Annotated in this window: 24 protein-coding genes; 21 read left to right on the top strand and 3 right to left on the bottom strand. The window is 46.3% G+C overall.

Annotated features, from left to right (window positions below; all coding sequences use genetic code 11):
- Positions 1–419: 419 nt before the first annotated feature.
- Positions 420–746 carry a hypothetical protein gene (locus ACH0WD_RS03645; protein WP_000393296.1) on the top strand — a complete coding sequence of 109 codons (327 nt, stop codon included), beginning with the start codon at positions 420–422 and terminating at the stop codon, positions 744–746.
- Between the two features lie 272 nt (positions 747–1,018).
- Here ACH0WD_RS03645 and ACH0WD_RS03640 read toward each other — a convergent pair whose 3' ends face one another.
- From ACH0WD_RS03640 to invH, 3 genes are all read right to left on the bottom strand, one after another.
- Positions 1,019–1,366 carry a DUF1493 family protein gene (locus ACH0WD_RS03640; RefSeq protein ID WP_001555786.1) on the bottom strand — a complete coding sequence of 116 codons (348 nt, stop codon included), beginning with the start codon at positions 1,364–1,366 and terminating at the stop codon, positions 1,019–1,021.
- On the bottom strand, positions 1,351–1,800 hold the full coding sequence (locus ACH0WD_RS03635) for an STM2901 family protein (protein ID WP_000381619.1): 450 nt from the start codon (positions 1,798–1,800) through the stop codon (positions 1,351–1,353). The genes ACH0WD_RS03640 and ACH0WD_RS03635 overlap by 16 nt, the downstream gene beginning before the upstream one ends.
- Before the next feature lie 431 nt (positions 1,801–2,231).
- Complete coding sequence (gene invH, locus ACH0WD_RS03630) at positions 2,232–2,675, bottom strand: SPI-1 type III secretion system invasion lipoprotein InvH (RefSeq protein WP_000715096.1); 444 nt, start codon at positions 2,673–2,675, stop codon at positions 2,232–2,234.
- A 455-nt stretch (positions 2,676–3,130) separates the two neighbouring features.
- Here invH and invF point away from each other — a divergent pair, with 455 nt between their 5' ends.
- The 20 genes from invF to ACH0WD_RS03530 all read left to right on the top strand — a co-directional run bounded on the left by invF (position 3,131) and on the right by ACH0WD_RS03530 (position 22,955).
- Complete coding sequence (gene invF / locus ACH0WD_RS03625) at positions 3,131–3,781, top strand: type III secretion system transcriptional activator InvF (protein ID WP_001747511.1); 651 nt, start codon at positions 3,131–3,133, stop codon at positions 3,779–3,781.
- A complete protein-coding gene (gene invG / locus ACH0WD_RS03620; RefSeq protein ID WP_000848113.1) occupies positions 3,778–5,466 on the top strand; it encodes a type III secretion system outer membrane ring protein InvG in 1,689 nt (562 codons plus the stop codon). Before invF ends, invG begins: the two co-directional genes overlap by 4 nt.
- On the top strand, positions 5,463–6,581 hold the full coding sequence (gene invE / locus ACH0WD_RS03615) for a type III secretion system gatekeeper InvE (protein WP_000612171.1): 1,119 nt from the start codon (positions 5,463–5,465) through the stop codon (positions 6,579–6,581). Before invG ends, invE begins: the two co-directional genes overlap by 4 nt.
- Positions 6,582–6,605: 24 nt before the next feature.
- On the top strand, positions 6,606–8,663 hold the full coding sequence (gene invA, locus ACH0WD_RS03610) for a type III secretion system export apparatus protein InvA (protein WP_000927219.1): 2,058 nt from the start codon (positions 6,606–6,608) through the stop codon (positions 8,661–8,663).
- Between the two features lie 23 nt (positions 8,664–8,686).
- Positions 8,687–9,094: an SPI-1 type III secretion system chaperone SpaK gene (gene spaK, locus ACH0WD_RS03605; protein ID WP_001164066.1), complete on the top strand. Its 408-nt coding sequence runs from the start codon at positions 8,687–8,689 to the stop codon at positions 9,092–9,094.
- Complete coding sequence (gene invC, locus ACH0WD_RS03600; RefSeq protein WP_000856766.1) at positions 9,091–10,386, top strand: SctN family type III secretion system ATPase InvC; 1,296 nt, start codon at positions 9,091–9,093, stop codon at positions 10,384–10,386. Before spaK ends, invC begins: the two co-directional genes overlap by 4 nt.
- Entirely contained in the window at positions 10,364–10,807 is a 444-nt protein-coding gene (spaM, locus tag ACH0WD_RS03595; RefSeq protein ID WP_001747512.1) for an SPI-1 type III secretion system protein SpaM, read from the top strand. Before invC ends, spaM begins: the two co-directional genes overlap by 23 nt.
- On the top strand, positions 10,807–11,817 hold the full coding sequence (gene spaN / locus ACH0WD_RS03590; RefSeq protein ID WP_000503107.1) for an SPI-1 type III secretion system protein SpaN: 1,011 nt from the start codon (positions 10,807–10,809) through the stop codon (positions 11,815–11,817). The genes spaM and spaN overlap by 1 nt, the downstream gene beginning before the upstream one ends.
- Positions 11,817–12,728 carry an SPI-1 type III secretion system protein SpaO gene (spaO, locus tag ACH0WD_RS03585; RefSeq protein WP_000058725.1) on the top strand — a complete coding sequence of 304 codons (912 nt, stop codon included), beginning with the start codon at positions 11,817–11,819 and terminating at the stop codon, positions 12,726–12,728. The genes spaN and spaO overlap by 1 nt, the downstream gene beginning before the upstream one ends.
- Complete coding sequence (spaP, locus tag ACH0WD_RS03580) at positions 12,718–13,392, top strand: SPI-1 type III secretion system export apparatus protein SpaP (RefSeq protein ID WP_000526016.1); 675 nt, start codon at positions 12,718–12,720, stop codon at positions 13,390–13,392. Before spaO ends, spaP begins: the two co-directional genes overlap by 11 nt.
- Positions 13,393–13,417: 25 nt before the next feature.
- Positions 13,418–13,678 carry an SPI-1 type III secretion system export apparatus protein SpaQ gene (spaQ, locus tag ACH0WD_RS03575; protein WP_000342503.1) on the top strand — a complete coding sequence of 87 codons (261 nt, stop codon included), beginning with the start codon at positions 13,418–13,420 and terminating at the stop codon, positions 13,676–13,678.
- A gap of 3 nt (positions 13,679–13,681) precedes the next feature.
- Positions 13,682–14,473 (top strand): SPI-1 type III secretion system export apparatus protein SpaR, encoded by a 792-nt coding sequence (gene spaR, locus ACH0WD_RS03570; RefSeq protein ID WP_000498965.1) that lies wholly within the window; start codon positions 13,682–13,684, stop codon positions 14,471–14,473.
- Positions 14,460–15,530 (top strand): SPI-1 type III secretion system export apparatus protein SpaS, encoded by a 1,071-nt coding sequence (spaS, locus tag ACH0WD_RS03565; RefSeq protein WP_172480759.1) that lies wholly within the window; start codon positions 14,460–14,462, stop codon positions 15,528–15,530. The genes spaR and spaS overlap by 14 nt, the downstream gene beginning before the upstream one ends.
- A 137-nt stretch (positions 15,531–15,667) precedes the next feature.
- Positions 15,668–16,165 carry a SycD/LcrH family type III secretion system chaperone SicA gene (gene sicA, locus ACH0WD_RS03560; RefSeq protein ID WP_000386309.1) on the top strand — a complete coding sequence of 166 codons (498 nt, stop codon included), beginning with the start codon at positions 15,668–15,670 and terminating at the stop codon, positions 16,163–16,165.
- Between the two features lie 2 nt (positions 16,166–16,167).
- Complete coding sequence (gene sipB / locus ACH0WD_RS03555) at positions 16,168–17,949, top strand: SPI-1 type III secretion system needle tip complex protein SipB (RefSeq protein ID WP_000245782.1); 1,782 nt, start codon at positions 16,168–16,170, stop codon at positions 17,947–17,949.
- 27 nt (positions 17,950–17,976) lie between these two features.
- Positions 17,977–19,206 carry an SPI-1 type III secretion system needle tip complex protein SipC gene (gene sipC, locus ACH0WD_RS03550; RefSeq protein ID WP_000909028.1) on the top strand — a complete coding sequence of 410 codons (1,230 nt, stop codon included), beginning with the start codon at positions 17,977–17,979 and terminating at the stop codon, positions 19,204–19,206.
- A gap of 70 nt (positions 19,207–19,276) precedes the next feature.
- Entirely contained in the window at positions 19,277–20,308 is a 1,032-nt protein-coding gene (gene sipD, locus ACH0WD_RS03545) for an SPI-1 type III secretion system needle tip complex protein SipD (protein ID WP_000932241.1), read from the top strand.
- Between the two features lie 18 nt (positions 20,309–20,326).
- Entirely contained in the window at positions 20,327–22,384 is a 2,058-nt protein-coding gene (gene sipA, locus ACH0WD_RS03540; RefSeq protein ID WP_000258824.1) for an SPI-1 type III secretion system effector SipA, read from the top strand.
- A gap of 18 nt (positions 22,385–22,402) precedes the next feature.
- On the top strand, positions 22,403–22,651 hold the full coding sequence (locus tag ACH0WD_RS03535) for an acyl carrier protein (RefSeq protein WP_001055579.1): 249 nt from the start codon (positions 22,403–22,405) through the stop codon (positions 22,649–22,651).
- Between the two features lie 43 nt (positions 22,652–22,694).
- Complete coding sequence (locus ACH0WD_RS03530) at positions 22,695–22,955, top strand: hypothetical protein (protein ID WP_000692254.1); 261 nt, start codon at positions 22,695–22,697, stop codon at positions 22,953–22,955.
- The last annotated feature ends 23 nt before the right edge of the window (positions 22,956–22,978 follow it).

Below are 22,978 nucleotides of genomic sequence, written 5' to 3'. Positions count from 1 at the left end.
CATCAGGGAGTTTGCTAAATATATTCATGATTCTCTTTTTGCCGTAACTGCTTGATTGATCCTACCCGCGTAATAGGGACACAACCCTAAGCGGCGGACATCTCCTGCTCACGTTCAGAAGAAGAGAGCTGAGTTTGCTGTTTACGTGGCTTTTTGGTGGTTGATGCTGGTTTTGTCATGTGAGTCACCTCTTGCTTGAGCGTTTACTCACTTAGTTGCGTGTCCACTATTGCTGAGTAAGATCAGATGGTTAAAAATCAACAAAGGCCCAACGGCGTGCATTAGGCCCTGGTGATGAAGGTGGCATACGGGAGGATGTATATCCTACATTTTCATCCGGATGATGTAACAAAAATACAGATATCGGTAATGAAAGGATCATCACCGTTTAATAGAGGCCCATATATTGAGGTTCCATAATGGAAGAAGTTAACGCTGAATTCACAATCGTTGTTGAGTCTGATCTGGATAAATATGAGTTAATTGATTTTTTATCCCAAGGGATTCCAGACATAATAAAAGTGAATTCATTATATTTAAGATACGAAAATACAATGATTACAATAGAAAGAAATTATGACTGGAATCCTAAGTTGATAAATGAGAATGATGGGTGGCTGTATTATAAATATGAATTAACGGTATTTTCCATGGAGAATACCTCGTATGAATATCAGTATGAATTAGCGAATAAAATTATGAATGCTCTACGTGAGGCGGGATATCTGGCAGAATCAATTTGGTAATATACCGGTACCTATGTAACAGCATTGTCGCCGCCATACACGCAGGCTAAAAAAGAGTGGATAGTCAAACACATTCAGAAATGTCTACTCGCGATATACACCAGAACAAAATGGTCAATTTGAAACGGATGGCGTCAAAGTTACTGGTGATCGAAAGGTAGATACAACAAATTATTTTAATTTGAAAAGCATATGAAATTTACTACTTTTAATTTTAACCGATTAACAAAATTCATAGTAATTAACTCCTGATTAATTCGACATATTTTTCACTAATCATAAAGCCATTTCCCAGCTTTCGCTGACTCAGAAAACATTCTGATTGTTAAAGGTGTACGAGTTCGTTCTACATCTTCCCGTTTTAATTTAAACCATCGTGTAAGCAGTGGAGTATTCTCCCAGGGAAAATAACACGACCATTTAACTTGTGATAAATCTACATTAAATTTTTTTTCAAATTTATCCAAAGCTTCATGCAGGTCATCGCCTGGAGCTTCAAATAAATCAGAATCAAGTTCTAAAGGGATTTCTTTCCAATTGCTGTCTAAATATCCGGGAATCTCTTCACGGAAGAGTGCTAACACCTCTTGCTGAATTGTGTCCATCAAAAGGATGTCCATTGTATACGATCTTTAGGGCGTGCTATTAGGTTGTATTTTGCCTGAGTTCTCCTTGATACCTGGTAAATTGAATTCACAAGACCAACCCAACCTAACCATGGAACATATCGTGCTATGACTGCGGCAAGATTATTTGTTTTTCGCATTCTTATACCAACGGGTGTAGGAACGCTAATACCAAAAGTAGTTCGTGCATTTCGTAAAAGCATTCTCCCATACCTGGAGATAACACTTGTCCCTTTGATTGCCTCTCCCGGTTTCGTTCTGGTTTTTAACCACGGTTGCCCGGCGAGGATAGCAGCACCTGACTCAATACCAATCCCAGGTTCATCACAAAATTGCTCAAGGACAATTACATCAAATAGTTCACCTGCTGACAGGTTCGATTGTCCGTGGTAGAAGTAGGTTCCGTTTAGTTCTTCTGTCGTATCCATTCAATCACCTTATAGACTGTTTGCCATTCATTCCAGACATCGGGACGTTTCTGCCGCTATACTAGCCTGGTAGTCAATACGCTGTCACAGGTAAAAAGAACGTTATCCGCGAAAAGTGGATGGGGTATCGTAAGAATGCCAACATGTGGAGAAAGAGGGGGATGTCAGTTTACCGCGATATACGAGACGATAGTTTGTCAGTATAAGTTTCGGCTATTTTCCCGAGTCTGGGAGGCAGTTCTTTATCGCAAATAAAAAAAGCAGCAGCGAGGTGCTGCTGTATCAAAAAGCAGATTGATAAATGCAACGTAAGAGACAAATGGCCAACCGTAAAAGTGACCATAGCTATAATAATTATATTGATATTAAGTGGCAATGCAAAATATGGTCTTAATTATATCATGATGAGTTCAGCCAACGGTGATATGGCCTTATAAAGCTTGCAGTCTTTCATGGGCAGCAAGTAACGTCTGATATATGCTTAAATTCTTACTTCCGGGTTCAAGAAGAACTTTTTTAAATTCGGTCATGAGTTGCTCTTCATCTTCTTTCGAACGCATGTATTGTGGATGTTCCTGGAAGAAGGTGAGCGCCTGCTCTTTGGTTTGTTTATATTTTTCGCAAAAAATGCTTGAGCTGATTGCGCTATTTTTTGATGCGGAATTATCAGCGTTCTGGTTTGATAATGATTTATTCTTCGCAAGGTCTGACGGCACATACGGAAGAGACTGACACTCATCAATACTATTTGCGTTGGCCAGTTGCTCTTTCTGAGCGCCAGGTTGCTGTACCGGTTTGCTCACGGAGGAAGGGAGGGGCACCTGGGCACAGCCGATCAGTAAAAAGACAGGAAGACAGCTATAAAATTTTTTCATATTAACTCCAACTACAGAAGAATGAGGCGCAATGTTTTTACACAACCGTCAGAATTTTATCTGACAATAGTGATAAGGGGCGAATGCGTTTCAGGAATGCTAGCAAAAAAAACTCCTGATATAAATAATTAATTCTCCATCCCGATGACAATATCTGAATTTTTGCTGCTGCAGAGTAATAAGCCAGAATTTATATACTATGAGCTGATTTTCTATTTTAAATCAGCGGGTGCTGTGCAAGTTGGCTAATTTAATTAGCGGGTGGCATCAGTTTCATAATGATTGCATCAGGATTTTGCCACCCGCTCCCGGTATTGTTTACATATTAAAATGATTTTTAACTGGTGCTGACAACTATGCTAAATACGCAGGAAGTACTTAAAGAAGGAGAGAAGCGGAAAATCCGCAGCCCGGAAGCATGGTTTATACAGACGTGTTCCGCGCAAAAGCTGCATATGTCATTTTCTGAAGGCCGACACAATGAAAACTGCCTGATTCAGGAAGGCGCGCTGCTTTTTTGCGAGCAGGCCGTTGTCGCACCAGTATCAGGAGACGTGGTTTTTCGACCGTTAAAAATTGAAGTACTCAGCAAATTACTGGCATTTATCGATGGCGCAGGATTAGTGGACACGACATATGCTGAATCCGATAAATGGGTTTTGCTGAGTCCTGAGTTTCGCGCTATTTGGCAAGATCGTAAACGCTGCGAGTACTGGTTTTTGCAGCAAATTATTACGCCTTCTCCGGCCTTCAATAAGGTACTGGCGCTGTTACGAAAAAGCGAGAGTTACTGGTTGGTTGGCTATTTACTCGCTCAGTCAACCAGCGGCAACACGATGAGAATGCTGGGAGAAGACTATGGCGTTTCTTATACCCATTTTCGTCGTTTGTGCAGCAGAGCGTTGGGCGGAAAAGCGAAGAGTGAATTACGAAACTGGCGTATGGCGCAATCGCTGCTGAATAGTGTAGAAGGCCACGAGAACATCACCCAATTAGCCGTTAATCATGGTTACTCATCGCCTTCACATTTTTCTAGTGAGATCAAAGAGCTGATCGGCGTTTCGCCGCGGAAATTATCAAATATTATTCAATTGGCAGACAAATGAAGACACATATTCTTTTGGCCAGAGTGCTGGCATGTGCCGCGCTTGTTCTGGTTACACCTGGTTATTCTAGTGAAAAAATACCTGTAACGGGAAGTGGGTTTGTTGCGAAAGACGATAGCCTGCGGACATTTTTCGATGCCATGGCGCTACAGCTAAAGGAGCCTGTCATTGTTAGCAAAATGGCGGCACGAAAAAAAATTACGGGCAACTTTGAGTTTCACGATCCTAACGCATTACTGGAGAAGCTTTCCCTACAACTGGGGCTGATTTGGTATTTCGATGGGCAGGCTATCTATATTTATGACGCCAGTGAAATGCGCAATGCCGTGGTTTCTTTACGCAACGTCTCACTCAATGAGTTCAACAATTTTCTAAAACGCTCAGGTTTATATAACAAAAATTACCCGCTACGTGGCGATAACCGTAAAGGAACATTCTATGTTTCAGGGCCACCCGTCTATGTTGATATGGTGGTCAACGCCGCCACCATGATGGACAAGCAAAACGATGGTATTGAGCTGGGACGCCAGAAAATAGGGGTGATGCGTCTGAACAATACCTTCGTGGGCGATCGTACCTACAATCTGCGCGATCAGAAAATGGTTATCCCCGGTATTGCCACGGCCATTGAAAGGTTGTTGCAGGGAGAAGAGCAACCTTTAGGTAATATTGTCAGTAGCGAACCCCCGGCGATGCCAGCGTTTTCAGCGAATGGAGAAAAAGGTAAAGCAGCAAATTATGCCGGTGGCATGAGTCTGCAGGAAGCTTTAAAGCAAAATGCCGCGGCGGGCAATATTAAAATCGTGGCCTATCCGGATACCAACAGTTTGTTAGTAAAGGGAACGGCTGAGCAGGTGCATTTTATCGAAATGCTGGTTAAAGCGCTGGATGTCGCCAAACGTCACGTAGAATTATCCCTGTGGATTGTCGATCTTAATAAAAGCGATCTGGAGCGTTTGGGCACTTCATGGAGCGGCAGCATAACTATTGGGGACAAACTTGGCGTGTCATTAAACCAGTCTTCAATAAGTACCCTCGATGGCAGTCGATTCATCGCCGCGGTAAATGCGTTAGAAGAGAAGAAACAGGCGACGGTGGTTTCGCGCCCGGTATTACTGACTCAGGAAAATGTTCCCGCTATTTTTGATAACAACAGAACGTTTTACACCAAGCTGATTGGGGAACGTAATGTGGCGCTTGAGCATGTAACATACGGAACAATGATCCGAGTGCTGCCCCGTTTTTCCGCAGATGGTCAGATAGAAATGTCGCTGGACATTGAAGATGGCAACGATAAGACGCCGCAATCCGATACTACCACCTCCGTAGATGCGTTACCCGAAGTCGGGCGAACGTTAATTAGCACTATTGCGAGAGTTCCGCACGGAAAAAGTTTGCTGGTCGGTGGTTATACACGGGATGCAAATACCGATACTGTCCAAAGTATTCCGTTTTTAGGCAAATTACCGCTTATTGGTAGCCTGTTCCGTTATTCCAGTAAGAATAAAAGTAATGTTGTTCGTGTGTTCATGATTGAACCAAAAGAAATTGTCGACCCGTTAACGCCGGATGCCAGCGAATCGGTAAACAATATTCTGAAACAAAGCGGTGCCTGGAGTGGGGACGATAAGTTACAGAAATGGGTTCGTGTTTATCTGGATAGAGGTCAGGAGGCAATTAAATGATTCCTGGCTCAACCTCCGGTATTTCATTTTCCAGAATATTGTCCCGGCAGACATCTCATCAGGATGCGACCCAGCATACTGATGCGCAACAGGCGGAAATACAACAGGCCGCAGAGGATTCGTCTCCAGGGGCGGAAGTACAAAAATTTGTCCAGTCGACGGACGAAATGTCAGCGGCGCTGGCGCAATTTCGTAACCGTCGCGATTATGAAAAAAAATCCAGTAATTTATCTAACAGTTTTGAACGCGTGCTGGAGGATGAGGCTTTACCGAAGGCGAAACAAATATTAAAGCTAATTAGCGTACATGGCGGCGCGTTAGAAGATTTTTTACGTCAGGCGCGTAGCTTATTTCCTGACCCCAGTGATTTAGTCCTTGTGTTACGTGAATTGCTTCGTCGTAAAGATCTGGAAGAGATCGTGCGGAAAAAGCTGGAGTCGTTACTTAAGCACGTTGAAGAGCAAACCGATCCGAAGACCCTCAAGGCAGGGATTAATTGTGCGTTGAAGGCCCGGCTTTTTGGGAAAACATTATCGTTAAAACCAGGCTTATTGCGCGCCAGCTATCGGCAATTTATCCAGAGTGAATCACATGAAGTGGAGATTTACTCTGACTGGATAGCCAGTTATGGCTATCAACGTCGACTGGTGGTACTGGATTTTATCGAGGGTTCGCTATTAACCGATATTGACGCGAATGACGCCAGCTGTTCGCGCCTGGAGTTTGGCCAGCTTTTACGACGCCTGACGCAACTTAAAATGTTGCGCTCCGCTGACCTACTGTTTGTGAGTACATTGTTGTCGTATTCGTTTACCAAAGCGTTTAATGCGGAGGAGTCGTCGTGGCTACTACTGATGCTTTCGCTATTGCAACAGCCACATGAAGTGGATTCGCTGTTAGCCGATATTATAGGTTTGAATGCGTTATTGCTTAGTCATAAAGAACATGCATCCTTTTTGCAGATATTTTATCAAGTATGTAAAGCCATACCCTCTTCACTCTTTTATGAAGAATATTGGCAGGAAGAATTGTTAATGGCGTTACGTAGTATGACCGATATTGCCTACAAGCATGAAATGGCAGAACAGCGTCGTACTATTGAAAAGCTGTCTTAATTTAATATTAACAGGATACCTATAGTGCTGCTTTCTCTACTTAACAGTGCTCGTTTACGACCTGAATTACTGATTCTGGTACTAATGGTGATGATCATTTCTATGTTCGTCATTCCATTACCTACCTATCTGGTTGATTTCCTGATCGCACTGAATATCGTACTGGCGATATTGGTGTTTATGGGGTCGTTCTACATTGACAGAATCCTCAGTTTTTCAACGTTTCCTGCGGTACTGTTAATTACCACGCTCTTTCGTCTGGCATTATCGATCAGTACCAGCCGTCTTATCTTGATTGAAGCCGATGCCGGTGAAATTATCGCCACGTTCGGGCAATTCGTTATTGGCGATAGCCTGGCGGTGGGTTTTGTTGTCTTCTCTATTGTCACCGTGGTCCAGTTTATCGTTATTACCAAAGGTTCAGAACGTGTCGCGGAAGTCGCGGCCCGATTTTCTCTGGATGGTATGCCCGGTAAACAGATGAGTATTGATGCCGATTTGAAGGCCGGTATTATTGATGCGGATGCCGCGCGCGAACGGCGAAGCGTACTGGAAAGGGAAAGCCAGCTTTACGGTTCCTTTGACGGTGCGATGAAGTTTATCAAAGGTGACGCTATTGCCGGCATCATTATTATCTTTGTGAACTTTATTGGCGGTATTTCGGTGGGGATGACCCGCCATGGTATGGATTTGTCCTCCGCCCTGTCTACTTATACCATGCTGACCATTGGTGATGGTCTTGTCGCCCAGATCCCCGCATTGTTGATTGCGATTAGTGCCGGTTTTATCGTGACTCGCGTAAATGGCGATAGCGATAATATGGGGCGGAATATCATGACGCAGCTGTTGAACAACCCATTTGTATTGGTTGTTACGGCTATTTTGACCATTTCAATGGGAACTCTGCCGGGATTCCCGCTGCCGGTTTTTGTTATTTTATCGGTGGTTTTAAGCGTACTCTTCTATTTTAAATTCCGTGAAGCAAAACGTAGCGCCGCCAAACCTAAAACCAGCAAAGGCGAGCAGCCGCTCAGTATTGAGGAAAAAGAAGGGTCGTCGTTAGGACTGATTGGCGATCTCGATAAAGTCTCTACAGAGACCGTACCGTTGATATTACTTGTGCCGAAGAGCCGGCGTGAAGATCTGGAAAAAGCTCAACTTGCGGAGCGTCTACGTAGTCAGTTCTTTATTGATTATGGCGTGCGCCTGCCGGAAGTATTGTTACGCGATGGCGAGGGCCTGGACGATAACAGCATCGTATTGTTGATTAATGAGATCCGTGTTGAACAATTTACGGTCTATTTTGATTTGATGCGAGTGGTAAATTATTCCGATGAAGTCGTGTCCTTTGGTATTAATCCAACAATCCATCAGCAAGGTAGCAGTCAGTATTTCTGGGTAACGCATGAAGAGGGGGAGAAACTCCGGGAGCTTGGCTATGTGTTGCGGAACGCGCTTGATGAGCTTTACCACTGTCTGGCGGTGACGCTGGCGCGCAACGTCAATGAATATTTCGGTATTCAGGAAACAAAACATATGCTGGACCAACTGGAAGCGAAATTTCCTGATTTACTTAAAGAAGTGCTCAGACATGCCACGGTACAACGTATATCTGAAGTTTTGCAGCGTTTGTTAAGCGAACGTGTTTCCGTGCGTAATATGAAATTAATTATGGAAGCGCTCGCATTGTGGGCGCCAAGAGAAAAAGATGTCATTAACCTTGTGGAGCATATTCGTGGAGCAATGGCGCGTTATATTTGTCATAAATTCGCCAATGGCGGCGAATTACGAGCAGTAATGGTATCTGCTGAAGTTGAGGATGTTATTCGCAAAGGGATCCGTCAGACCTCTGGCAGTACCTTCCTCAGCCTTGACCCGGAAGCCTCCGCTAATTTGATGGATCTCATTACACTTAAGTTGGATGATTTATTGATTGCACATAAAGATCTTGTCCTCCTTACGTCTGTCGATGTCCGTCGATTTATTAAGAAAATGATTGAAGGTCGTTTTCCGGATCTGGAGGTTTTATCTTTCGGTGAGATAGCAGATAGCAAGTCAGTGAATGTTATAAAAACAATATAAGGGCTTAATTAAGGAAAAGATCTATGCAACATTTGGATATCGCTGAATTAGTTCGTTCCGCACTGGAAGTAAGTGGTTGCGATCCTTCACTCATCGGAGGAATAGATAGCCATTCAACAATTGTTCTGGATTTATTTGCATTGCCAAGTATCTGTATCAGCGTCAAGGACGATGATGTATGGATCTGGGCGCAATTGGGTGCTGACAGCATGGTGGTATTACAACAGCGGGCTTATGAAATCTTAATGACCATAATGGAAGGATGCCATTTTGCCCGCGGCGGGCAATTACTACTGGGGGAGCAGAATGGGGAGCTAACGCTTAAAGCCTTAGTGCATCCGGATTTTTTATCTGACGGTGAAAAGTTCTCTACTGCCTTGAATGGGTTTTACAACTATCTGGAAGTTTTTAGTCGGTCGCTAATGAGATGAAAACACCTCGTTTACTGCAATATCTGGCCTACCCACAAAAAATAACCGGCCCAATTATTGAGGCGGAATTGCGCGATGTGGCCATTGGCGAACTGTGTGAAATACGCCGTGGCTGGCACCAAAAACAGGTTGTTGCACGTGCGCAGGTGGTTGGCTTACAGCGGGAACGCACCGTGCTGAGCCTTATCGGCAATGCCCAGGGGCTGAGCCGCGATGTCGTGCTTTATCCCACTGGACGTGCGTTATCGGCGTGGGTGGGATACTCGGTATTAGGCGCGGTGTTGGATCCGACGGGGAAAATCGTTGAGCGTTTTACCCCTGAAGTGGCGCCGATTAGCGAAGAACGCGTTATTGATGTCGCACCGCCGTCTTACGCTTCGCGCGTTGGCGTCCGTGAACCGCTGATTACCGGTGTGCGCGCGATTGACGGGTTATTGACCTGTGGCGTAGGCCAGCGAATGGGCATTTTTGCCTCCGCAGGATGCGGTAAGACCATGCTGATGCATATGCTGATCGAGCAAACGGAGGCGGATGTCTTTGTTATCGGTCTTATCGGTGAACGAGGCCGTGAGGTCACTGAATTCGTGGATATGTTGCGCGCTTCGCATAAGAAAGAAAAATGCGTGCTGGTTTTTGCCACTTCCGATTTCCCCTCGGTCGATCGCTGCAATGCGGCGCAACTGGCGACAACCGTAGCGGAATATTTTCGCGACCAGGGAAAACGGGTCGTGCTTTTTATCGATTCCATGACCCGTTATGCGCGTGCTTTGCGAGATGTGGCACTGGCGTCGGGAGAGCGTCCGGCTCGTCGAGGTTATCCCGCCTCCGTATTCGATAATTTGCCCCGCTTGCTGGAACGTCCCGGGGCGACCAGCGAGGGAAGCATTACTGCCTTTTATACGGTACTGCTGGAAAGCGAGGAAGAGGCGGACCCGATGGCGGATGAAATTCGCTCTATCCTTGACGGTCACCTGTATCTGAGCAGAAAGCTGGCCGGGCAGGGACATTATCCGGCAATCGATGTACTGAAAAGCGTAAGCCGCGTTTTTGGACAAGTCACGACGCCGACACATGCTGAACAGGCATCTGCCGTGCGTAAATTAATGACGCGTCTGGAAGAGCTCCAGCTTTTCATTGACTTGGGAGAATATCGTCCTGGCGAAAATATCGATAACGATCGGGCGATGCAGATGCGGGATAGCCTGAAAGCCTGGTTATGCCAGCCGGTAGCGCAATATTCATCCTTTGATGACACGTTGAGCGGTATGAATGCATTCGCTGACCAGAATTAAAGTATTGCAGCGGCGCTGTACGGTATTTCATTCACAGTGTGAGTCGATATTACTTCGCTATCAGGATGAGGACCGCGGGCTGCAGGCCGAGGAGGAGGCGCTCCTTGAACAAATAGCGGGTCTGAAATTGTTATTAGATACGCTGCGTGCAGAAAACAGACAGCTCAGTCGTGAGGAAATTTATACGTTATTACGTAAGCAGTCTATTGTTCGCCGGCAGATAAAAGATTTAGAACTCCAGATTATACAAATTCAGGAAAAACGGAGCGAGCTGGAAAAGAAAAGGGAAGAGTTTCAGAAAAAAAGTAAATATTGGTTGCGCAAAGAAGGGAACTATCAACGCTGGATAATCCGTCAGAAAAGACACTACATCCAGCGAGAGATACAGCAGGAAGAGGCCGAGTCAGAGGAGATAATTTAATGGGCGATGTGTCAGCTGTCAGTTCATCCGGAAACATTTTACTGCCGCAGCAGGATGAGGTCGGCGGTTTATCAGAAGCATTAAAAAAAGCGGTGGAGAAACATAAGACAGAATATTCCGGTGATAAAAAAGATCGCGACTATGGCGATGCTTTCGTAATGCATAAAGAAACGGCTTTACCGGTATTACTGGCGGCATGGCGACATGGCGCGCCAGCGAAATCAGAACATCACAATGGCAACGTTTCTGGTCTGCATCATAACGGAAAAGGCGAACTCAGGATTGCTGAAAAACTGTTGAAAGTCACTGCTGAAAAATCTGTCGGTTTGATCTCTGCGGAGGCCAAAGTAGATAAATCCGCAGCGTTGCTATCGTCTAAAAATAGGCCGTTAGAAAGCGTAAGCGGTAAAAAATTATCTGCTGATTTAAAAGCTGTGGAATCCGTTAGTGAAGTAACCGATAACGCCACGGGAATCTCTGACGATAATATCAAGGCATTGCCTGGGGATAATAAAGCCATCGCGGGCGAAGGCGTTCGTAAAGAGGGCGCGCCGCTGGCGCGGGATGTCGCACCTGCCCGAATGGCCGCAGCCAATACCGGTAAGCCTGACGATAAAGATCATAAAAAGGTTAAAGATGTTTCTCAGCTTCCGCTGCAACCAACCACTATCGCCGATCTTAGCCAATTAACCGGCGGCGATGAAAAAATGCCTTTAGCGGCGCAATCAAAGCCGATGATGACTATTTTTCCCACTGCCGATGGCGTGAAAGGAGAGGATAGCTCGCTGACTTACCGTTTTCAGCGCTGGGGAAATGACTATTCCGTCAATATTCAGGCGCGGCAAGCAGGGGAGTTTTCGTTAATACCGTCAAATACGCAGGTTGAACATCGTTTGCATGATCAATGGCAAAACGGTAATCCCCAGCGCTGGCACCTGACGCGAGACGATCAACAAAATCCGCAGCAGCAACAGCACAGACAACAATCTGGCGAGGAGGATGACGCCTGATGTCATTGCGTGTGAGACAGATTGATCGTCGCGAATGGCTATTGGCGCAAACCGCGACAGAATGCCTGCGCCATGGCCGGGAAGCGACGCTGGAATATCCGACGCGACAGGGAATGTGGGTTCGGTTGAGCGATGCAGAAAAACGGTGGTCGGCCTGGATTAAACCTGGGGACTGGCTTGAGCATGTCTCTCCCGCTCTGGCGGGGGCGGCGGTTTCTGCTGGCGCTGAGCATCTGGTCGTTCCCTGGCTTGCTGCAACAGAGCGACCGTTTGAGTTGCCCGTGCCGCATTTGTCCTGTCGGCGTTTATGCGTAGAGAACCCCGTGCCGGGAAGCGCGCTGCCGGAAGGGAAATTGTTGCACATTATGAGCGATCGGGGCGGCCTGTGGTTTGAATATCTTCCTGAACTGCCTGCAGTCGGGGGCGGCAGGCCGAAAATGCTGCGCTGGCCGTTGCGCTTTGTAATCGGTAGCAGTGATACGCAGCGTTCGTTGCTGGGCCGAATCGGGATCGGAGATGTACTCCTGATTCGTACTTCCCGTGCGGAAGTTTATTGCTACGCGAAAAAGTTAGGTCATTTCAACCGTGTTGAAGGGGGAATTATTGTGGAAACGTTAGATATTCAACATATCGAAGAAGAAAATAATACAACTGAAACTGCAGAAACTCTGCCTGGCTTGAACCAATTGCCCGTCAAACTGGAATTTGTTTTGTATCGTAAGAACGTTACCCTCGCCGAACTCGAAGCCATGGGGCAGCAACAGCTATTATCACTGCCGACCAATGCTGAACTTAACGTTGAAATTATGGCGAATGGTGTTTTGCTGGGTAATGGCGAACTGGTACAGATGAATGACACCTTAGGCGTTGAGATCCATGAATGGCTGAGCGAGTCTGGTAATGGGGAATGATATCTCATTAATTGCCTTACTGGCATTTTCCACCCTGTTGCCATTTATTATTGCGTCAGGAACCTGTTTCGTTAAATTTTCTATTGTATTTGTCATGGTGCGTAACGCCCTGGGATTGCAGCAGATACCTTCAAATATGACGCTTAACGGCGTCGCATTGCTGCTTTCTATGTTTGTTATGTGGCCCATAATGCATGATGCCTACGTCTATTTTGAGGACGAAGATGTCACCTTTAATGATATTTCGTCATTAAGTAAACACGTTGATGAAGGTCTGGATGGTTATCGCGATTATCTGATCAAATATTCAGATCGCGAGTTAGTCCAGTTTTTTGAAAACGCGCAACTGAAGCGTCAGTATGGAGAAGAGACCGAGACGGTAAAGCGTGACAAAGATGAAATTGAAAAACCATCAATATTTGCGTTATTACCTGCTTATGCGCTGAGCGAAATAAAAAGCGCGTTTAAAATTGGTTTTTATCTCTATTTACCCTTTGTCGTCGTCGACCTGGTGGTATCCAGCGTGCTACTGGCGCTGGGGATGATGATGATGAGTCCGGTGACGATATCTACACCTATTAAGCTGGTGCTTTTTGTCGCGCTTGATGGCTGGACCTTACTGTCTAAGGGATTGATATTACAGTATATGGACATTGCAACATGACATCATTACGAGACGGGATAGTTAAATGGATGATTTAGTGTTTGCAGGTAATAAGGCGCTCTATCTTGTTTTGATCCTGTCAGGGTGGCCGACGATTGTCGCAACGATTATCGGCCTCCTGGTAGGGTTATTCCAGACGGTAACGCAATTACAGGAACAGACGCTGCCTTTTGGCATTAAATTACTTGGCGTGTGTTTATGCTTGTTTTTACTGTCTGGCTGGTATGGCGAAGTTTTACTCTCTTACGGGCGTCAGGTGATATTCCTGGCGTTGGCTAAGGGGTAAAAAATGTTTTACGCGTTGTACTTTGAAATTCATCACCTGGTTGCGTCTGCGGCGCTAGGGTTTGCTCGCGTGGCGCCGATTTTTTTCTTCCTACCGTTTTTGAATAGCGGGGTATTAAGCGGTGCGCCGAGAAACGCCATTATCATCCTGGTGGCATTGGGAGTATGGCCGCATGCATTGAACGAGGCGCCGCCGTTTTTATCGGTGGCGATGATCCCGTTAGTTCTGCAAGAAGCGGCGGTAGGCGTCATGCTGGGCTGTCTGCTGTCATGGCCTTTTTGGGTTATGCATGCGCTGGGTTGTATTATCGATAACCAGCGAGGGGCAACGCTAAGTAGTAGTATCGATCCGGCAAACGGTATTGATACCTCGGAAATGGCTAATTTCCTGAATATGTTTGCCGCTGTCGTTTATTTACAAAACGGCGGTCTGGTCACGATGGTTGACGTGTTAAATAAAAGCTATCAGCTATGCGATCCGATGAACGAGTGCACGCCTTCATTACCGCCGCTATTAACGTTTATTAATCAGGTGGCTCAAAACGCCTTGGTTCTGGCCAGTCCGGTGGTATTAGTGCTGTTGCTGTCAGAAGTATTCCTGGGTTTATTGTCGCGCTTTGCTCCGCAAATGAACGCCTTTGCGATTTCACTGACGGTAAAAAGCGGCATTGCCGTTTTAATTATGCTGCTTTATTTCTCTCCGGTACTACCGGACAATGTACTGCGACTCTCTTTCCAGGCCACAGGGTTAAGCAGTTGGTTTTACGAGCGAGGGGCGACGCATGTCCTCGAATAAAACAGAAAAACCGACTAAAAAACGGCTGGAAGACTCCGCTAAAAAAGGCCAGTCATTTAAAAGTAAAGATCTCATTATCGCCTGCCTGACGCTGGGAGGAATTGCCTATCTGGTGTCGTATGGCTCATTTAATGAGTTTATGGGGATAATTAAGATCATTATTGCGGATAATTTTGATCAGAGCATGGCTGACTACAGTTTGGCCGTTTTTGGGATAGGGTTAAAATATCTGATTCCATTTATGCTGCTCTGCTTAGTGTGTTCCGCATTACCGGCGTTATTACAGGCCGGTTTTGTGCTGGCGACAGAAGCATTAAAACCTAATTTATCGGCGTTAAACCCGGTAGAAGGGGCGAAAAAAATTTTTAGTATGCGCACGGTTAAAGATACGGTCAAAACCCTACTGTATCTCTCATCCTTTGTGGTGGCCGCCATCATTTGCTGGAAGAAATATAAGGTTGAAATCTTTTCTCAGTTAAATGGCAATGTTGTGGATATTGCCGTCATTTGGCGTGAGCTTCTTCTCGCGTTGGTATTAACTTGCCTTGCTTGCGCATTGATTGTCTTATTATTGGATGCTATTGCGGAATATTTCCTGACCATGAAAGATATGAAAATGGATAAGGAAGAAGTGAAGCGTGAAATGAAGGAGCAGGAAGGGAACCCAGAGGTTAAATCTAAAAGACGTGAAGTTCATATGGAAATTCTGTCTGAACAGGTGAAATCCGATATTGAAAACTCACGCCTGATTGTTGCCAACCCCACGCATATTACGATCGGGATTTATTTTAAACCCGAACTGATGCCGATTCCGATGATCTCGGTGTATGAAACGAATCAGCGCGCGCTGGCCGTCCGCGCCTATGCGGAGAAGGTTGGCGTACCTGTGATCGTCGATATCAAACTGGCGCGCAGTCTTTTCAAAACCCATCGCCGTTATGATCTGGTGAGTCTGGAAGAAATTGATGAAGTTTTACGTCTTCTGGTTTGGCTGGAAGAGGTAGAAAACGCGGGCAAAGACGTTATTCAGCCACAAGAAAACGAGGTACGGCATTGAGCCGCGTAAAGCAGTAGCGATGTATTCATTGGGCGTTTTTTGAATGTTCACTAACCACCGTCGGGGTTTAATAACTGCATCAGATAAACGCAGTAGTTAAGTTCTACAAAGTCGGTGACAGATAACAGGAGTAAGGAATGGATTATCAAAATAATGTCAGCGAAGAACGTGTTGCGGAAATGATTTGGGATGCCGTTAGTGAAGGCGCCACGCTAAAAGACGTTCACGGGATCCCTCAAGATATGATGGACGGTTTATATGCTCATGCTTATGAGTTTTATAACCAGGGACGACTGGATGAAGCTGAGACATTCTTTCGTTTCTTATGCATTTATGATTTTTACAATCCCGATTACACCATGGGACTGGCGGCGGTATGCCAACTGAAAAAACAATTTCAGAAAGCATGTGACCTTTATGCAGTAGCGTTTACGTTACTTAAAAATGATTATCGCCCCGTTTTTTTTACCGGGCAGTGTCAATTATTAATGCGTAAGGCGGCAAAAGCCAGACAGTGTTTTGAACTTGTCAATGAACGTACTGAAGATGAGTCTCTGCGGGCAAAAGCGTTGGTCTATCTGGAGGCGCTAAAAACGGCGGAGACAGAGCAGCACAGTGAACAAGAAAAGGAATAATTATGGTAAATGACGCAAGTAGCATTAGCCGTAGCGGATATACCCAAAATCCGCGCCTCGCTGAGGCGGCTTTTGAGGGCGTTCGTAAGAACACGGACTTTTTAAAAGCGGCGGATAAAGCTTTTAAAGATGTGGTGGCAACGAAAGCGGGCGACCTTAAAGCCGGAACAAAGTCCGGCGAGAGCGCTATTAATACGGTGGGTCTAAAGCCGCCTACGGACGCCGCCCGGGAAAAACTCTCCAGCGAAGGGCAATTGACGTTACTGCTTGGCAAGTTAATGACCCTACTGGGCGATGTTTCGCTGTCTCAACTGGAGTCTCGTCTGGCGGTATGGCAGGCGATGATTGAGTCACAAAAAGAGATGGGGATTCAGGTATCGAAAGAATTCCAGACGGCTCTGGGAGAGGCTCAGGAGGCGACGGATCTCTATGAAGCCAGTATCAAAAAGACGGATACCGCCAAGAGTGTTTATGACGCTGCGGCCAAAAAACTGACGCAGGCGCAAAATAAATTGCAATCGCTGGACCCGGCTGACCCCGGCTATGCACAAGCTGAAGCCGCGGTAGAACAGGCCGGAAAAGAAGCGACAGAGGCGAAAGAGGCCTTAGATAAGGCCACGGATGCGACGGTTAAAGCAGGCACAGACGCCAAAGCGAAAGCCGAGAAAGCGGATAACATTCTGACCAAATTCCAGGGAACGGCTAATGCCGCCTCTCAGAATCAGGTTTCCCAGGGTGAGCAGGATAATCTGTCAAATGTCGCCCGCCTCACTATGCTCATGGCCATGTTTATTGAGATTGTGGGCAAAAATACGGAAGAAAGCCTGCAAAACGATCTTGCGCTTTTCAACGCCTTGCAGGAAGGGCGTCAGGCGGAGATGGAAAAGAAATCGGCTGAATTCCAGGAAGAGACGCGCAAAGCCGAGGAAACGAACCGCATTATGGGATGTATCGGGAAAGTCCTCGGCGCGCTGCTAACCATTGTCAGCGTTGTGGCCGCTGTTTTTACCGGTGGGGCGAGTCTGGCGCTGGCTGCGGTGGGACTTGCGGTAATGGTGGCCGATGAAATTGTGAAGGCGGCGACGGGGGTGTCGTTTATTCAGCAGGCGCTAAACCCGATTATGGAGCATGTGCTGAAGCCGTTAATGGAGCTGATTGGCAAGGCGATTACCAAAGCGCTGGAAGGATTAGGCGTCGATAAGAAAACGGCAGAGATGGCAGGCAGCATTGTTGGTGCGATTGTTGCCGCTATTGCGATGGTAGCGGTCATTGTGGTGGTCGCAGTTGTCGGGAAAGGCGCGGCGGCGAAACTGGGTAACGCGCTGAGCAAAATGATGGGCGAAACGATTAAGAAGTTGGTGCCTAACGTGCTGAAACAGTTGGCACAAAACGGCAGCAAACTCTTTACCCAGGGGATGCAACGTATTACTAGCGGCCTGGGTAATGTGGGTAGCAAGATGGGCCTGCAAACGAATGCCTTAAGTAAAGAGCTGGTAGGTAATACCCTAAATAAAGTGGCGTTGGGCATGGAAGTCACGAATACCGCAGCCCAGTCAGCCGGTGGGGTTGCCGAGGGGGTATTTATTAAAAATGCCAGCGAGGCGCTTGCTGATTTTATGCTCGCCCGTTTTGCCATGGATCAGATTCAGCAGTGGCTTAAACAATCCGTAGAAATATTTGGTGAAAACCAGAAGGTAACGGCGGAACTGCAAAAAGCCATGTCTTCTGCGGTACAGCAAAATGCGGATGCTTCGCGTTTTATTCTGCGCCAGAGTCGCGCATAAAAACTGCCAAAATAAAGGGAGAAAAATATGTTAATTAGTAATGTGGGAGTAAATCCCGCCGCTTATTTAAATAATCATTCTGTTGAGAATAGTTCACAGACAGCTTCGCAATCCGTTAGCGCTAAAGATATTCTGAATAGTATTGGTATTAGCAGCAGTAAAGTCAGTGACCTGGGGTTGAGTCCTACACTGAGCGCGCCTGCGCCAGGGGTATTAACGCAAACCCCCGGAACGATCACGTCCTTTTTAAAAGCCAGTATTCAAAATACCGACATGAATCAGGATTTGAATGCTCTGGCAAATAATGTCACGACTAAAGCGAATGAGGTTGTGCAAACCCAGTTACGCGAGCAGCAGGCAGAAGTCGGAAAGTTTTTTGATATTAGCGGAATGTCTTCCAGTGCCGTTGCGCTGTTGGCTGCCGCGAATACGTTAATGCTGACGTTGAACCAGGCTGATAGCAAACTGTCTGGTAAGTTGTCATTAGTCAGCTTTGATGCAGCTAAAACGACGGCAAGCTCCATGATGCGCGAAGGGATGAATGCGTTGTCCGGTAGTATTTCCCAGAGCGCGCTTCAGTTGGGGATCACTGGCGTGGGCGCCAAACTGGAATATAAGGGGCTGCAGAATGAAAGAGGCGCGCTTAAACATAATGCCGCGAAGATCGATAAACTGACCACTGAAAGCCACAGTATTAAAAACGTGCTGAACGGGCAGAATAGCGTCAAACTCGGTGCTGAAGGCGTCGATTCTCTGAAATCGTTAAATATGAAGAAAACCGGTACCGATGCGACGAAAAATCTTAATGATGCGACGCTTAAATCTAATGCCGGAACCAGCGCCACGGAAAGTCTGGGTATTAAAGACAGTAATAAACAAATCTCCCCTGAACATCAGGCTATTCTGTCGAAACGTCTTGAGTCTGTCGAATCCGATATTCGTCTTGAGCAGAATACCATGGATATGACCCGAATCGATGCGCGCAAGATGCAGATGACGGGCGATCTGATTATGAAAAACTCAGTTACGGTCGGTGGTATTGCAGGGGCGTCCGGGCAGTACGCCGCTACTCAGGAACGTTCCGAGCAGCAAATTAGCCAGGTGAATAACCGGGTTGCCAGCACCGCATCGGACGAAGCCCGTGAAAGTTCACGTAAATCGACCAGCCTGATTCAGGAAATGCTGAAAACAATGGAGAGCATTAACCAGTCGAAAGCATCCGCACTCGCTGCTATCGCAGGCAATATTCGCGCTTAATCTGAAAGGTCATCTATACGCCATCAGGGGTGTGATTTAATCGCGCTCCTGATGGCGAACTGGGGATATTATGCTTAATATTCAAAATTATTCCGCTTCTCCTCATCCGGGGATCGTTGCCGAACGGCCGCAGACTCCTTCGGCGAGCGAGCACGCCGAGATTGCCGTGGTACCGTCTACCACAGAACATCGCGGTACAGATATCATTTCATTATCGCAGGCGGCTACTAAAATCCAGCAGGCACAGCAGACGCTGCAGTCAACGCCACCGATCTCTGAAGAGAATAATGACGAGCGCACGCTGGCGCGCCAGCAGTTGACCAGCAGCCTGAATGCGCTGGCGAAGTCTGGCGTGTCATTATCCGCAGAACAAAATGAGAACCTGCGGAGCGCGTTTTCTGCGCCGACGTCGGCCTTATTTAGCGCTTCGCCTATGGCGCAGCCGAGAACAACCATTTCTGATGCTGAGATTTGGGATATGGTTTCCCAAAATATATCGGCGATAGGTGACAGCTATCTGGGCGTTTATGAAAACGTTGTCGCAGTCTATACCGATTTTTATCAGGCCTTCAGTGACATTCTGTCCAAAATGGGAGGCTGGTTATTACCAGGTAAGGACGGTAATACCGTTAAGCTAGATGTTACCTCACTCAAAAATGATTTAAACAGTTTAGTCAATAAATATAATCAAATAAACAGTAATACCGTTTTATTCCCAGCGCAGTCAGGCAGCGGCGTTAAAGTAGCTACTGAAGCGGAAGCGAGACAGTGGCTCAGTGAATTGAATTTGCCGAATAGCTGCCTGAAATCTTATGGATCCGGTTATGTCGTCACCGTTGATCTGACGCCATTACAAAAAATGGTTCAGGATATTGATGGTTTAGGTGCGCCGGGAAAAGATTCAAAACTCGAAATGGATAACGCCAAATATCAAGCCTGGCAGTCGGGTTTTAAAGCGCAGGAAGAAAATCTGAAAACCACATTACAGACGCTGACGCAAAAATATAGCAATGCCAATTCATTATACGACAACCTGGTAAAAGTGCTGAGCAGTACGATAAGTAGCAGCCTGGAAACCGCCAAAAGCTTCCTGCAAGGATAACAGAAGAGGATATTAATAATGGTTACAAGTGTAAGGACTCAGCCCCCCGTCATAATGCCAGGTATGCAGACCGAGATCAAAACGCAGGCCACGAATCTTGCGGCGAATCTTTCCGCAGTCAGAGAAAGTGCCACAACGACGCTGTCAGGGGAAATTAGAGGCCCGCAACTGGAAGATTTTCCCGCGCTGATCAAACAGGCGAGTCTGGATGCGTTGTTTAAATGCGGGAAAGACGCTGAGGCGTTAAAAGAAGTTTTTACCAATTCAAATAATGTCGCCGGTAAGAAAGCGATAATGGAGTTTGCCGGGCTCTTTCGTTCAGCGCTCAACGCCACCAGTGATTCTCCTGCGGCGAAGACGCTACTGATGAAGGTGGGGGCAGAGTATACCGCGCAAATCATAAAAGATGGCCTGAAAGAAAAGTCAGCTTTTGGACCATGGATGCCAGAAACAAAGAAAGCGGAAGCGAAGCTGGAAAACCTGGAAAAGCAGCTGTTAGATATCATCAAAAATAACACTGGCGGTGAATTAAGTAAATTATCGACGAATCTTGTTATGCAGGAGGTGATGCCCTATATTGCCAGCTGCATTGAACATAACTTTGGCTGTACGTTGGATCCGTTAACCCGCAGCAGTCTTACGCAGCTTGTTGACAAAGCGGCGGCGAAGGCGGTTGAGGCGCTTGATATGTGCCACCAAAAATTAACGCAAGAGCAGGGTACCAGCGTAGGACGGGAAGCCCGGCACCTTGAAACGCAAACGTTGATACCCCTGCTGCTACGTAATGTTTTTGCACAAATTCCTGCAGATAAACTGCCTGACCCTAAAATTCCGGAACCTGCGGCTGGACTAGTACCTGATGGTGGGAAAAAAGCAGAACCTACGGGTATTAATATCAATATTAATATTGATAGCAGTAGCCATAGCGTGGATAACAGTAAGCATATTAACAATAGCCGAAGCCATGTCGATAATAGCCAGCGCCATATCGATAATAGCAACCATGATAATAGCCGGAAGACGATTGATAATAGCCGAACATTTATTGATAACAGCCAACGCCATGGCGAGTCACACCATTCGACTAACAGCAGTAACGTAAGTCATAGTCATTCGCGTGTGGATTCGACTACGCATCAAACGGAGACGGCACACAGCGCCAGCACAGGGGCAATTGACCATGGCATCGCGGGTAAAATTGACGTCACGGCTCATGCGACGGCAGAGGCTGTGACCAACGCTTCATCCGAAAGTAAAGATGGAAAGGTGGTCACGTCAGAAAAGGGCACTACGGGTGAAACACCCTCTTTTGATGAAGTTGATGGCGTAACCAGCAAGAACATTATCGGCAAGCCTGTACAGGCCACGGTGCACGGCGTTGATGATAATAAACAGCAAAGCCAGACGGCAGAGATTGTGAATGTGAAGCCGCTTGCCAGTCAACTGGCTGGCGTCGAGAATGTTAAAATCGATACTTTACAATCAGACTCGACGGTAATTACAGGTAATAAAGCCGGTACGACCGATAATGATAATAGCCAGACAGATAAGACTGGCCCATTTTCTGGTTTGAAGTTTAAGCAAAATAGTTTCCTCTCAACAGTACCGAGCGTTACGAATATGCATTCAATGCATTTCGACGCCCGTGAGACGTTTTTGGGTGTGATACGTAAAGCCCTGGAGCCGGATACCTCCACACCGTTCCCTGTACGCAGAGCGTTTGACGGCTTGCGTGCGGAAATATTACCCAATGACACGATAAAGAGTGCAGCGTTGAAAGCGCAATGTAGCGATATTGACAAGTACCCAGAATTGAAAGCGAAAATGGATACGCTTAAAGAGGTCATTACTCATCATCCACAAAAAGAAAAACTGGCTGAGATTGCACTGCAGTTTGCCAGAGAGGCGGGGCTGACCAGGCTAAAAGGGGAAACTGACTATGTGTTAAGTAATGTGCTGGACGGCCTTATCGGAGACGGTAGCTGGCGAGCTGGCCCGGCTTACGAGTCATACCTGAATAAACCTGGCGTGGATCGGGTTATTACTACCGTTGATGGCTTGCACATGCAGCGTTAATTAACCGGGAAAGATGCGATGAATATGGATATTGAAGCAAGAGTCAAAAAAGTGATCACCTCTTGTATTGCCGTTGATGTTGATAGTATCAATGGTCAGACCCATCTGGTTGAGGATCTTTACGCTGACTCATTGGATTTAATTGATATTGTATTTGGTCTTAGTGAGGAGTTTGACATTAGTTGCAATGAAAACGATCTTCCTGATATGACGACCTTTGCGGATATATGCCGTGTTGTTAAAAAAAGTCTTGAGTCCAGGGTGTAGTATTTTTCTCTCGCTCGACAACAATTGAATAAGATTAATTGTTATGAAAATCATCACACATGTAGTACCCGGTTCAGGTATGGCTGCAATATATGATGATATTGCTGACAGTTCGCGTTTTGTTATTAAAGGCAAGTTACGTCATGTTGAAAATGATCCGAAGGAGCTGCTGATATGTGTTCCGATGCGTAGTGAATGGCTATTCTACTGGATTAAAGGAGAGAAATATTGCGCCCGGCGATGGGCGCGAAAAAGTATCAAGACATTGTGTAACCAGATTAAATTTGAAGAAGCAATCTTATAAAAGATATAATTCAAGAGGAAAGT

The organism is Salmonella sp. 2020_1395 (assembly GCF_043848115.1).
GTDB lineage: Bacteria > Pseudomonadota > Gammaproteobacteria > Enterobacterales > Enterobacteriaceae > Salmonella > Salmonella enterica.
The sequence above is the reverse complement of the archived record's forward strand: the minus strand, read 5'-3'. Positions and strand labels throughout refer to the sequence as shown.